Origin of the sequence: Mesorhizobium sp. M1428 (assembly GCF_040317515.1) — a bacterium.
Taxonomy (GTDB): domain Bacteria; phylum Pseudomonadota; class Alphaproteobacteria; order Rhizobiales; family Rhizobiaceae; genus Mesorhizobium.
Map to the genome: position 1 here is coordinate 83,412 of NZ_JAMYKT010000014.1, position 12,784 is coordinate 96,195.

Here is a 12,784-nt window from a genome sequence, read left to right on the forward strand (position 1 = left end):
GGCGAGGAGATAATCGGAATGGAAACCGCGTGAAGCGGCAGGATTTCATGGCGCTGGCGCTTAAAGAAGCCGAAGCCGCCGCCCAGCGTGGCGAGGTGCCGGTTGGCGCGGTCGTTGTCGGCGGCGATACGGTCGTTGCGAGTGCCGGCAACCGCACGCGCGAGTTTGCCGATCCCACCGCCCATGCCGAGATGCTGGCGATCCGCGAGGCCTGCCGCAAGCTTTCCAGCGAGCGGCTCAGCGGCCACGATCTCTACGTGACGCTGGAGCCGTGTGCCATGTGCGCCGGCGCCATCTCCTTCGCCAGGCTGCGCCGGCTCTATTTCGGCGCTGCCGACGAGAAGGGCGGCGCAGTGGTCAACGGCGTTCGCTTCTTCACGTCACCGACCTGCCACCATGTGCCCGACATCTATCCGGGCATGGCCGAAAACGCTGCAGCAGCGCTGCTGAAAGACTTTTTTCGGGAGCGACGCGGACCCTGATTTCCGGCCGACGATCCAAATCCAAGTCAGCCAATCCAGCCAGCCAAGAACGCCTCTAGCGCCGTCAGCCTACCAGGGCAGCCAGTCGAACATGCCGCCGCTCTTGCTCTTGGCGGCCGCCTCCTTCTTGAGGCGGCGTTCCTTCTTGTACTCGTCCTCGCCGAGGTCGCCCTGCGGCGCGGTGGCGGCAGCAGCGCGGTATTGCACCGGCGGCTCGCTCAGATATCTACGGGTGGTCGGGTCGCCCTGTTTGCCTTCAGCCCGGCGGCGCATGATTTCCGCGGCGCGGCTCTTGTCCGAATCGGCCGGAGTCCAGGCTGGCGGGTGGCTCGAGCCCGACTGCTTCAGCGCGGCCTTGACCGACGCCGGATCCGTCTGCACGTCATCGATGACCTGCGCCTGGTAGGCCGGGTCGTCCTGATGCAAGGTGGCATCGGCGCGCAGGCGGGCACGGCGCTGCTCCGGCGATTCGGGCCATTCGGCACTCGCCGTCTCGATGCTTTCCTGCGGCGGCGGCAAGACTTCCTTCTGCCCCGGCCCCGGCTTCACCAGCGTGGGGCGCGGCTTGTAGTCGATACTATCCTTGCGCTTGGGTGCGAAGGAAAAAGCCCCGGTGAGGTCGCCAGCAAGCTGCGCGCCCGCGGTCTTGTCGGTTCCGTAAGTGGGCGAGCCCATGCAGCCGGACAAAGCGAGGCCCGATACGACAAGCGGCGCCAGCAGCGCAACGCGCGCGTAAGTTCTCTCGGTCATGCCAAAAAGTCCCACTGTAGACAGCCTCTCGATTGCCGCCGGCCAAAGAAAGGTCCGGTCCCCACCGCCCATGCTCTTCCGACGGAATTCCGGCGACAATTTGTCGTCCGGAGTTTCGCGTGTTTACCTCAACCACTCGTTAAGGGCAACGCGCGGGGGCCGATCGGCCGCCCGCCGTGGCATTTGTGCACCGCCTTAAAGGCGGCTCAAAGCCTTCAGCTCATGCAGGACAGCGGCGTCACGGGCCGAAACATCCGGGAATTCCGGATCTGAGCCGACATCGGCGGTGTAGCGCCAGGAGCGCGCGCACTTCACCAGGCCGCGGTCCTCCGCCTTCTCGACGACCACGGCGACGCCCTTGACGTCGTCGAGGGTAAAGCTGCCCGCCGGCGCCTTGCCGTGCACGATAACCAGATCGCTGGTGATCGCCATCTCGGCCATGTCGACATCGGCGATCGCCGCTTCGAGCGCGGCATCGTCGAGGGTGACGACCGGCACCGCTTCCAGCGAAGAACCGATGACCTTCTGCGCGCGGGCAATTTCCAGCGCGCCGGTGACGACACGGCGAACCTGCCGAACCTTGCGCCATTTCTCCGCCAGCGCCTCGTTCCTCCAGTCCGCCGGGATTTCCGGGAACTGGTCGAGATGCAGGGAGACCGCATCCGGATGACGGTCGAGCCAAGCCTCTTCCATGGTGAAGGGCAGCATCGGCGCCAGCCATTTCACCAGGCAGTCGAAGAGATGGCGCACCACCTGGACGGAAGCCTTGCGCTTCACGCTGGAAGGCGCTTCGCAGTAAAGCGCGTCCTTGCGGATGTCGAAATAGAAGGCCGACAGCTCGACCACCATGAAGTCGAGCAGCGCGCGGGTGATGCGCTTGAATTCGAAGGCGTCGTAGCCCGAGCGTACGACTTCATCGAGTTCAGCAAGCCGATGCAGCATCAGCCGCTCCAGCTCCGGCATCTTGTCCAGCGGCACCTCCTCGCCATCGTCATGGGCGAGCGTGCCCAGCATCCAGCGGATGGTGTTGCGCAGCTTGCGGTAGGCGTCGATATTGGTCTGCAGCACGTTCTTGCCGAGGCGCTGGTCTTCCCAATAATCGGTCGTCACCACCCACAGCCGCAAGATGTCGGCGCCGGACTGTTTGATGACGTCCTGCGGCACGACGGTGTTGCCGAGCGACTTCGACATTTTCCGCCCCTCCTCATCCATGGTGAAGCCATGGGTGACGACGGTGTCGTAGGGCGCCCTGCCCCTGGTGCCGCAGCTTTCGAGCAGCGAGGAGTGGAACCAGCCGCGATGCTGGTCGGAGCCTTCAAGATAGACGTCGGCCGGCCATTTCAGGTCGGGCCGGTCCTCAAGCGTGAAGGCATGCGTCGAGCCTGAATCGAACCAGACATCGAGGATGTCCATGACCTGCTGCCATTTCGAGGCATCGTGATTGCCGAGGAACCGCTCCTTGGCGCCGGCGGCGAACCAGGCGTCGGCGCCTTCTTTCTCGAAGGCGTCCATGATGCGCTGGTTGACTGCCTCGTCGCGCAGCACGTTGCCGTCGGCATCGGCAAAGACGGCGATCGGCACGCCCCAGGCGCGCTGGCGCGACAGCACCCAGTCAGGGCGCTCCTCGATCATGGCGCGGATGCGGTTCTGGCCGGCGGCGGGCACGAAGCGGGTATCGTCGATGGCTTTCAGGGCGCGGCTACGCAGCGTCGTGCCGTCGCCAAGCTCCTTGTCCATATAGACGAACCATTGCGGCGTGTTGCGGAAGATGATCGGCTTCTTCGAGCGCCAGGAATGCGGATAAGAGTGCTTCAGCCGGCCCCGCGCGAATAGTGCGTTGCGCTTGATCAGCTCGTCGATGACGGCCTGGTTGGCGTTGCCCTTCTTGCCATTGTCGTCGATGACGCGCGCCGCTCCATCCTCGCGGTCCGGGCCAAAGCCCGGCGCGTCCTTGGTGAACAAGCCGGCATCGTCGACGGTGAAGGGGATCGTGGTGTCGATGCCACGCTGGCGAAGATCAGAGGCGGCATCCATCCAGGCGTCGAAGTCTTCCCGGCCGTGTCCCGGCGCGGTGTGGACGAAACCGGTGCCGGCATCGTCGGTGACGTGATCGCCGGCCAGCATCGGCACGGGAAAATCGTAGCCACCGCCCAGACCTTTGAGGGGATGCGAAAGCGTAAGGTTTTCAATCTCTTCGGCGCCAACGTTGCGAAGCCGATTCAGAGTGACCTTGGCCTTCGCGGCAGCGTCGTCAGCAAGCTTCTCGGCAAAGATCAGCTTTTCGCCGGGCTGAGGACCAAAGGCGTTCTCGGCCGCCGTAACCTCGTAGAGACCATAATTGATGCGCGGCGAGTAATTGACGGCGCGATTGCCGGGGATTGTCCACGGCGTCGTGGTCCAGATGACGACGTTGGCATCAAGCAGATCGAGCGACGTCTGCGTCAGCTTGGGATCCAGGGCTGGCTGCCCCTCTTCGATGTTGATGACCTGGCGAGCGAGGCTGACGACCGGAAACTTCGCCCAGATCGTGTCCGACTCATAGTCCTGGTATTCGACCTCCGCCTCGGCCAGCGCGGTGCGCTCGACGACGCTCCACATCACCGGCTTGGAGCCGCGATAGAGCTGGCCGGACATGGCGAATTTCAGCAGCTCGCCGGCGATGCGCGACTCGGCATGGAAAGCCATTGTCGTATAGGGATGGTCGAAGTCGCCGACGACGCCGAGCCGCTGGAATTCGGAACCCTGCACCTTGATCCAGTGCGCCGCAAACTCGCGGCATTCCTGCCGGAACTCGTTGACCGGCACCTCGTCCTTGTTCTTGCCCTTGGCGCGATACTGCTCTTCGATCTTCCATTCGATCGGCAGGCCGTGGCAATCCCAACCGGGTACATAGTTCGAGTCATAGCCGCGCATCTGGAACGAGCGGGTGATGACGTCCTTGAGTATCTTGTTCAGCGCATGGCCGATATGGATGTTGCCGTTGGCATAGGGCGGGCCGTCGTGCAGCACGTATTTTTCGCGGCCAGCTGCGTCTTCGCGCAGCTTGCGGTAAAGGTCCATATCCTGCCAGCGCTTGACCAGCAGCGGTTCCTTTTCCGGCAAACCGGCGCGCATCGGAAAATCCGTCTGCGGCAGGTAGAGCGTTTTGGAATAGTCGATCGTCTCGGCGGTCTCGGTATCAGTCATTCGTCTGCCATATGCGTTGCCCGGCGGCAAAAGAGCCCGGGCGTTGAACTATCATGATCTGGAAAAAGCGCGAGAGGCCGCGCGCAAGATTCCCGGCGGCTCCGGCGGCGGTCAGGCCGCCCGGAACACCGGGCCTGTAATTCGTATCGCAGTCGCGAGAAGGCGCGAAAAGCTCGTCATGGCTGGGCTTTTAACCGAGACAGGCGATATTGAAAAGCCCGAACTCTGATACTTCCTTGCGCTATGTGCCAATTGCGCATACATTTGTAGGCAAATGGCCTGCAGTGCCAAGGAGACGTTCATGTCGGTCGCAGCAAGGGCAATTGGCGCAACACACGACTTTTCCGTCCCTACGGACAAGATCGATCATCTGCGCAGTCTGGGTTTCAGTAGCGAAGAACTCTATCGTATCGTTGCCCCCCGCCGCACGCTGGCGCGTCGCAAGGAACATGCCGAGCCGCTTTCGCCAGCTGAATCCGACCGCGCCCTGCGCCTAGAACGCATCGCCGAGCAGGCGGATCGGGTATTCGGCAGCCATGAGAAAGCCCAGCGTTGGCTGAGAAGCGAGATCATAGCATTGGATGGTGCAAGGCCGATCGACCTCCTTGAGACAGAGACCGGCGCCCACGTCGTTTCCGAAGAGCTTATCCGTATCGACTTTGGCATGCTTGCCTGACGATGCGCATCTGGCGCATCTCCAATTTCGCGGATCTCTCGGGTCGTGGCGGAACGCTCGTTGATGGAAGATGGAACAGGCGCGGGATGCCCATCGTCTATTGCACCGACCACCCTTCGACAGCACTGCTGGAGATACTGGTGCATGCGACGCGCGAAACCGTTCCGGAAACCTACCAGCTTATCGAAATCGACGTTCCGGACGGAATAGAAATGACCGAACCGGTTTTCCATGACGGCTGGGACAAGGACATGGAATCGACACGGCGACAGGGCACGGAATTTCTCTCGGCCAATCGTTACGCCCTCATGAAAATTCCTTCGATCATAATGCGCAAAGCAAACAACTATCTGCTCAATCCGACCCATGACGACGCGTCACGCATTACGATTGCGGGCCTATACCGTTATCCGTTCGACAGCCGTTTGATCAAATGAGCCGAGGCCTACCCGCTCACATCGAGAAATCGAAGCGATAGGTCGTCGACACGCCGATCATGAATTGATCCCTGGAGCCGCGCTCCTTGACCAGGCTGGAATCGGCGGCCGGGCCCATCAGGCGAGAATATTCGCCGAACAGGCTGGCCGTCATCGGCTCGGTCACCTTCCAGGTCACTGCGCCGCCCAAGCCCGCCGACCTCACCCCGCCGCCGGGATGATATTCGCTGAGCCCCGAGGCCAGGGACTCCTTGGCATCAACGCCATAATAGGCGTCGAAATAGTCCGATGAGGCGAACGAGACGCGCGGCCCGGCCGAAATCCTGACATCGGGCGTCACATCATAAAAGGCGTCGGCGGTGATGTCGGCGACAAAGCCGTTATGGGCGCGAATGCCGTGCCGCAATTCGGCGCGGGCACGCAGCCAATCCAAAGGATAGAATTCGAAGAAGCCGCCGGCCTCGCCGCCCCAGCGCACCGGGTCGAGGCCTTTCAATTCGTCGGCGTCACCACCGTCGCGGGAAAACAGGAACTTGCCCGTCAGGCCGGCGCGGACGCCGCCATCGTCGATCAATGCCAATGAGATATTGTCGTTGCGCGAGGTGAAGCGCGCCGCGGGACCAGCCTTGCCGAGCGAGATAATCGGCGAGGCGCTGAGCAAGTACTTCTTGCCGCCCTCGAAATTCGGGGCAACCATGCCGGTCGCGCCGACCGTCAGGTACCAGTCTCCGGACAGCCAGCCGAAGGTGCCCTCGCCGGCCTTGGCAACGCCGCAGGTGCCGAGCATGAATGCGGCCAAGACCGTCGGGATCGTCGGGACAGACCGCATCGTTACTCCATACGTCGAACGCATTGGGCCGATACAACCAGCCTTGACTGAAGCCATGGCGCCAGTTCGGTAAAATTTGACTTAATATCCGCAACATCGGCGGCGTTGGCCGGCCTGTTCCGCATTGCAGTCGATTGTTTGGCGCACCAAGGCACCAGATTAGGATGTCTGGAATACGCTGGCAGATGCCTCGGCAGGAGTTACAAACATTCGCGGACAAACATGCCTGCGCTCTGAAGAGTGCGGCGACCGGCGCTCAACCCCGCATTCCAAACCGGCCAAGCGTGAATCATATGCGGCCAAATTTCGAGACGTACTTTGATGTCGGCCGCGCCGGCGGCTTCGGCGAGCCGAGTTGCGTCCGACAACAGCGTCTCGGCCGAACCGGCTTGTATCAGCATTGGGGGAAATCCGCTCAGATCGGCGAACAAAGGCGAGATCTGGGGATCGCGCCGACTAACGCCATGAGGAACGTAGGCGGCTGCCAGTTCCTCCAAATACGCCCGGTGGATGATAGGGTCGATCGCGTCCTTCGTTGATAGTGTCGCGCCGGACATCGAAAGGTCCGTCCAGGGCGAAACCAGCCAAAGACATCGCGGCAACGGCTCGCCTGCCGTGCGCAATATACTGACCAGGCACAGAGTGAGGTTGCCGCCCGCACTGTCTCCGCCAATTACGATGCGGTCCGGTGCGATGCCTTGCCGCCTTAGAAAGCGCCATGCCGCGAGTGCGTCTTCATGTTGCGCGGGGAAAGGATGTTCCGGTGCGCGGCGATAGTCGATCGCGAGGGTGCGCATTCCCATTGCCCGACCTGCCTCGGTAACCATTCGACGATGACTTTTAAGAGAGCCGGAGCAGTAGCCACCACCGTGGAAAAACAGCAGAACCTTGTCCCTGTCACTCCCGGGCGCCAGCGACCACTCTCCCGCGAGGCCATCGAAAACCACATCCTCGCATCGGATGTCCTCCGCGACCGGCCAGACCGAACCGACTTCGTCGAGCCGCGCCCGGCGTTCGTCCCAGCGGACCGTTCGTGGTTTTGACGTCAACAGCCTGCGGACGGCGTTGATCTCCGTCAGATCGAGGTGTTCGTCCACATCGCTCATTTTGCTTCCCCAGTCTTGCCAAGCGCCGAGAAAGGCGAACAGCCAAATGTCATCGACAAGATACCGATTGCCTGCTTGCAAATATAGCGACGAAGCAGCGCCACGATCATCTTGCGATCAGCCAGATCAACGTCAGGGAGAAATCGCCCGACGAGGGCGGCGATTACTAAGACCTTGACGCAAGGTTGTGACATACGGATGCGGATGCGACCGGCGTTGCGTGGCGTGGAGGTCTGGCTCAGTATCAAAGCTCGACGTTGCGGCCGCTTTTTACGGACAGGAGCTATTCTCCAACTAAACCTCGGCGTGACCACCGGTTTGGCCCGAGGGCGCAAGCCCACGTTTTACGGAAATGAACTCGCAAGCGGCTGCTCTTGCCAAAAGCAGACGTCTCGCAGGCGTACGGCCCCAGCATGGGTGTGGCCCTCACACCCTGCTCGCTTTACGAGAAGCCCTATCGGCGTTACCTTCAAAGCCGGCAAAAAAGGCCAAGTAGTCTTGAGGGAGAGGGCGATGACACTGCACGGCGATGCCTTGAAAGATGCGATCAGCCAGACGCGGGCGAAATGGGGATGGTTCGTCGCGCTCGGGGTGCTGCTGCTTGTCTTCGGCGGCATTGCCTTCGGCAATCTATTCATCGCAACCGTCGCCTCGGTCTTTGTCGTAGGCTGGCTGATGCTGATGGCCGGCATTGTCGAGATCATCCATGCCTTCGGCGTGAAGACATGGGGCCGCTTCTTCTATTGGCTGCTCAGCGGCCTCCTCTACGCCGTCGCCGGCTTCTTCGCCTTCGACAATCCGGTCCTCGCCTCGACGGTGCTGACCTTCCTCCTGGCGGTCGCGCTGCTTGCCTCAGGCGTGCTCAGGGCCTGGGTCGGCTACAGCCACCGGCCGCAGCCGGGCTGGGGTTGGGTGGTCGCGGCCGGCATCATCAGCGCGCTGGCGGGACTGGTCATCGCCATGGGCTGGCCGGTCAACAGCGTGTGGGTGCTGGGGCTGTTCCTGGCCGTCGACCTGATCTTCCAGGGCTGGACCTTCATCGCCCTTGGCCTGGCGCTGAAGAGATAAATTCTGGTTTGAGCTTAATCGGAAAACCGGTTCCCACTTTTTGCTTCGCTGACCTTCAGTTCCGGACCATGCTCTAAAAAGCTATGGCCGCGTCCAGCCCGGAAAGCGGCCTGACGCCGGCGAGCAGTGCCTTCGCCTCGGCCTCGTCGCGCTTCATCTGCGCGACCAGCGCGTCAAGCCCATCGAACTTCACCTCCGAGCGCAGGTAGCCGAAGAAGGACACGGCACAAATCTCGCCATAAAGGTCGCCGGAAAAGTCGAAGACGAAGGTCTCCAGCAGCGGCGCGCCACTGTCGTCGACCGTCGGCCGGCGGCCGAAGCTGGCGACGCCATCATGAATCGAACCGTCGGCACGGCGGAAGCGGACGGCATAAATCCCTTCCTTAAGGGTGGCTTCCGGCGAAAGCCTCATGTTTGCGGTCGGAAAGCCGAGCGTCCGGCCGAGCTGCTGGCCGCCGATCACCTCCGCCTCGACGGTGAAACGATAGCCGAGCAAGCCGGCGGCCTCGGCCACATTGCCCTCGCACAGCAGCGTGCGAATGCGGCTCGACGACACCACCTCGGCGCTTTCGTCGCGAAACGCATCGACCAGCGTGACGCCGAAGCCGTGGCGCTCGCCGGCAGCCATCAGATAGGCCGGGCCGCCCTGGCGGTCCTTGCCGAAATGGAAATCGAAGCCGGTGACGGCGTGGCTTATGCCGAGGTTGCGCTCGAGCACGCCGGTGACGAACGCCTCCGCCGACAAGGAGGCGAACTCGCGTGTGAACGGCTGCTCGACCAGCGCCGCAAAGCCCAGATGCGACAACAGCCGCGCCTTCATCGGCGGCGGCGTCAGCACGAACAGCGGCATGTCCGGCCTGAACACTTTTCGCGGATGCGGCACGAAGGTCAGCACCAGGGCGGGTACGCCGCGACGCTCCGCTTCGGCGCGCGCGCGTTCGAGCACGGCCTGGTGGCCGCGGTGGACGCCGTCGAAATTGCCGATAGCCACCACGCCGCCGCGCAGATGGGCGGGCAGCGGCGCGGTTGCGGAAATGCGTTCGAACATTGCCGTCATGGCTTGAACCTATTGCAGTCTGGGAATCACCGCGACCGGCCTGTAGCCGTATTTTTCCAGAAAGGCCGCGAGCCTTGCCGGATCCGGCTGCAGCGCTTCACCGTAATCGCGGGCATGGATGCCGCCCGATACGTAGAGCACGTCGAAGCCATTGTCGGCCGCGCCCTTGATGTCGGTCATCATACCGTCGCCGATGGCCAGAACTTGCGAACGCTCGACCGGGCGGCCGAGAATGACGGCGATCTCCTTCATGGCGACGTCATAGACCGGCGCGTAGGGTTTGCCGGCGATCAGCGTGCGTCCGCCAAGCTGTGCGTATTCGCGGGCCAAAGCGCCTGCGCACCAGATCATGCGTTCGCCGCGCTCGACGACGATGTCGGGATTGGCGCAAATGAAGGGCAGGTTCCTAGCACGCAGCCTCTGCAGAAGATCGGCATAATCTTCCGGCTTCTCCACCTCGTCATCGAACAGGCCGGTGCAGACCACGCCGGATGCTTCGAACTCCTCGACGAGTTCGACGTCGAGGCCCTCATAGAGCGTGAAATCCCGATCGGCGCCTATATGGAAGATCTTTCGCGGCCCTTCGGCAATGAGGTCGCGGGTAACGTCGCCGGACGTCACGACACGGTCATAGGCAGCGGGAGGAACGCCTATAGCGTTCATCTGCGCCACGACGTCGGCGCTGCGGCGCGGCGAATTGGTGATCAGCACGACAGGTATTTTCGCCGCGCGAGCAGCGATCAGCGCGGCAGCCGCCGCCGGGAAATGCCATTCGCCATTGTGCACCACGCCCCAGACGTCGCACAGGATGGCTGAATAGGCTCCCGACAAGTCTGCGAGCGAACCGATGATGTCGGGCGAATCCGCCATGCCGTTGTCCCTGTACCATGATGCTTGCAAGCGCCGCGACCGACGGTCCGTAGCGGCCGGCCCGGATTAACCGAAGCGCTTCGCCATGTCACCAGCTTTCGTTGTGTCCGCAAGATTGTCGTCCGGCGACGCCGGCGTGGAAGTGATGGTGAAAGCTTTTCTTTTCCAGCGCCTTATCCCGTTTTTTAGAGGCTTTGCTGCTGGAAGCCCGGAGCAGCATTGCCGATTGCGGACGCGTGGTTAACGGGGATTGAAAAACCGTACCGGCCTTGAACGCATTTCAGCAATCGGAAATTTAAACATGCATGGCACCGTCCGGGAAAAATGGGGCGGGCGGGAATGCTGAAGGCAATAATCGGAAAATTCCGATACGACAGACGTGGCAACTACTCCTTAATGACTGCAATCACCATTGTGCCGCTGATGGCCGGTCTGGCGCTCAGTGTCGATTACGGGGAGTTGCTGCGCCAAAAGCACGAAACGCTGAACGCACTTGATGCGGCCGGCCTAGCCGCCGCCCAGCAGATCGTTGCCGGCGCCAGCGACGATGACATCAAGGCCTACGCCAAGACATTTTTCGAAACCAATCTCGCACGTATCGACCCGGCGAACACAGCGCTGACCGTCACGCTGCCCAACAACAATGCCGGCGGCGGCACCTTGAAGCTCTGCGCCGGTCTCACCTTCCACCCCTATTTTCTACCGGCCGCCAGCCTGCTGATCGGCGGCACGGCAAGCGACACGACCTTCACCGAATGTTCGGAACTCCGTCTCAAGAACACCCTCGAAGTCGCGCTTGTGCTGGATAATTCAGGCTCGATGAGCGATCTCGGCTCCGGCACCGGCGAGAAGCGAATAGACTTGCTGAAGTTGGCCGCAAAGCAGCTTGTCGATACGCTGGCGCTTCAAGCGCAGCAGATGAAGCAGATCACCAAACCGGTGCAGTTTTCTCTCGTGCCGTTTGCGGCCTCGGTCAATGTCGGCCCTACCCACGACCAGGACGGCTGGATGGATCAGGACGGCATCTCCCCGATCCAGCACGAGGATTTCGACTGGACGACGATGAGTGCCGCCAACAATCCGGACAAATACGCCGAGAAGCTCAATGGCATCTGGTACAAGCGCGGCGCCGGCTGGGGCGAGACCAAGGACCAGCCGCTGACCCGTTTCAGCCTCTACGCCGACATGACGGTCGAATCGGGCCGCGAAGAGGTACCCAATTCGAAGCAATATGTCTGCGACACATACAAGAAGAACGGCACCTGCCAGTACGGCCATTGGAGCGCACCGGAATATATCTATACCACAAGCCGCTATGCGAGCTGGCCAGGTTGCGTCGAGGCACGGCCATATCCCTACAATGTCGACGACACCACGCCCGACACAGCCGCGCCGGCCACGCTTTTCGTGCCGATGTTCGCCCCGGACGAGGCTGGCACTCTGTGGCTCGATTTCAACCGTGACGGCATCAACGACGTCATCAGCACGTCCTACAATTACGGCAACAACTGGTGGGCCGATTGGCCCTATGTCGCCGGTCCTACCGCTTCCCAGCGCCAGTCTGACATGCGCAAATATTTCCTGGTAAAACCATACGGTTCGCAATCCGCAGCCGCCGGCGATGGCCCGAACTCCTCCTGCACCACAAACCCGATCACGCCGTTGAAGGACGTCAGCCAGGACGTCGAGAAGCAGGAGATCAAGGACGCCATCGACGCCATGGCGCCGAACGGCAACACCAACGTACCGGAGGGACTTGCCTGGGGCTGGCGAACGGTATCGAGCAACCCACCGTTCACCGATGGCCGGCCGAACAGCGAGAGGGGCAACGACAAGGTGGTCGTGGTGCTGACCGACGGAGCTAATACCTATAGCGCCATCAGCGATGGCAGCTACGCCAACAACAGGTCGACCTACGCCGCCTACGGCTACACTGGCCTGACCTATCCGGGATCTGGAAGCGTGACCCGCCTGTTCATGAATACCAGCACCGATATCGGCAAGACCACCTTTACCGGTGCCAACTACACGGCAGCACTCGACGAGCAGCTGAAAACGCTCTGCGCAAATGCAAAGAATTCGAACATTCTGGTGATGACGGTGGCGCTCGACCTGTCGCCCACAGATGCCAGCGACAAGAAGGCAATCGATGCGCTGAAGGCATGTTCATCGGATTCGCGCTTCCGCAAGGATTCGACCGACCCGAGCAAGCCTGCCAAGCTGTTCTGGAATGCAACCGGCGCGACGCTGTCCGACAATTTCAAGGAAATCGCCAACGAATTGTCGAACCTGCGCATCGTCGGCTGAAGGCGATGGGATTGGC

The 12,784-nt window shown here is 61.8% G+C and carries 12 protein-coding genes; 6 read left to right on the forward strand and 6 right to left on the reverse strand.

Features of this window, described 5'->3' with window-relative positions; translation table 11 throughout:
* The first annotated feature begins 29 nt into the window (after positions 1-29).
* Positions 30-482 carry a nucleoside deaminase gene (locus tag NKG60_RS20285; RefSeq protein WP_352479909.1) on the forward strand — a complete coding sequence of 151 codons (453 nt, stop codon included), beginning with the start codon at positions 30-32 and terminating at the stop codon, positions 480-482.
* 69 nt (positions 483-551) lie between these two features.
* On the opposite strand, the gene NKG60_RS20290 is transcribed toward NKG60_RS20285, so the two are convergent.
* Together NKG60_RS20290 and ileS are read right to left on the reverse strand one after the other, a co-directional pair.
* Positions 552-1,232, reverse strand: coding sequence for a hypothetical protein (locus NKG60_RS20290; RefSeq protein WP_352663187.1), 681 nt, complete (start codon positions 1,230-1,232; stop codon positions 552-554).
* Positions 1,233-1,427: 195 nt separating this feature from the next.
* Positions 1,428-4,418 (reverse strand): isoleucine--tRNA ligase, encoded by a 2,991-nt coding sequence (ileS, locus tag NKG60_RS20295; RefSeq protein WP_352869479.1) that lies wholly within the window; start codon positions 4,416-4,418, stop codon positions 1,428-1,430.
* 43 nt (positions 4,419-4,461) lie between these two features.
* Here ileS and NKG60_RS20300 point away from each other — a divergent pair, with 43 nt between their 5' ends.
* From NKG60_RS20300 to NKG60_RS20310, 3 genes are all read left to right on the forward strand, one after another.
* A complete protein-coding gene (locus NKG60_RS20300; protein ID WP_352649682.1) occupies positions 4,462-4,647 on the forward strand; it encodes a hypothetical protein in 186 nt (61 codons plus the stop codon).
* Between the two features lie 72 nt (positions 4,648-4,719).
* Entirely contained in the window at positions 4,720-5,094 is a 375-nt protein-coding gene (locus NKG60_RS20305; RefSeq protein ID WP_352663193.1) for an Xre family toxin-antitoxin system antitoxin, read from the forward strand.
* Between the two features lie 2 nt (positions 5,095-5,096).
* The gene (locus NKG60_RS20310; protein ID WP_352663195.1) at positions 5,097-5,531 is read left to right on the forward strand and encodes an RES family NAD+ phosphorylase; all 435 of its coding nucleotides are present in this window, start codon (positions 5,097-5,099) and stop codon (positions 5,529-5,531) included.
* A 16-nt stretch (positions 5,532-5,547) separates the two neighbouring features.
* On the opposite strand, the gene NKG60_RS20315 is transcribed toward NKG60_RS20310, so the two are convergent.
* Entirely contained in the window at positions 5,548-6,360 is an 813-nt protein-coding gene (locus tag NKG60_RS20315) for a MipA/OmpV family protein (protein WP_352663198.1), read from the reverse strand.
* 200 nt (positions 6,361-6,560) lie between these two features.
* Complete coding sequence (locus NKG60_RS20320; RefSeq protein ID WP_352663201.1) at positions 6,561-7,466, reverse strand: alpha/beta hydrolase; 906 nt, start codon at positions 7,464-7,466, stop codon at positions 6,561-6,563.
* 513 nt (positions 7,467-7,979) lie between these two features.
* Between NKG60_RS20320 and NKG60_RS20325 the strand changes: the two genes are divergently transcribed.
* The gene (locus tag NKG60_RS20325) at positions 7,980-8,534 is read left to right on the forward strand and encodes an HdeD family acid-resistance protein (RefSeq protein ID WP_352663204.1); all 555 of its coding nucleotides are present in this window, start codon (positions 7,980-7,982) and stop codon (positions 8,532-8,534) included.
* A gap of 73 nt (positions 8,535-8,607) precedes the next feature.
* Here the strand turns inward: NKG60_RS20325 and NKG60_RS20330 are convergent, their stop codons facing one another.
* Together NKG60_RS20330 and NKG60_RS20335 are read right to left on the reverse strand one after the other, a co-directional pair.
* Entirely contained in the window at positions 8,608-9,591 is a 984-nt protein-coding gene (locus tag NKG60_RS20330; RefSeq protein ID WP_352663206.1) for a bifunctional riboflavin kinase/FAD synthetase, read from the reverse strand.
* Between the two features lie 9 nt (positions 9,592-9,600).
* Positions 9,601-10,461: a TIGR01459 family HAD-type hydrolase gene (locus tag NKG60_RS20335; RefSeq protein WP_352663209.1), complete on the reverse strand. Its 861-nt coding sequence runs from the start codon at positions 10,459-10,461 to the stop codon at positions 9,601-9,603.
* A gap of 339 nt (positions 10,462-10,800) precedes the next feature.
* On the opposite strand from NKG60_RS20335, the gene NKG60_RS20340 reads away from it, so the two are divergent.
* Positions 10,801-12,768, forward strand: a complete 1,968-nt coding sequence (locus tag NKG60_RS20340; protein ID WP_502912319.1) for a pilus assembly protein TadG-related protein — start codon at positions 10,801-10,803, stop codon at positions 12,766-12,768.
* The last annotated feature ends 16 nt before the right edge of the window (positions 12,769-12,784 follow it).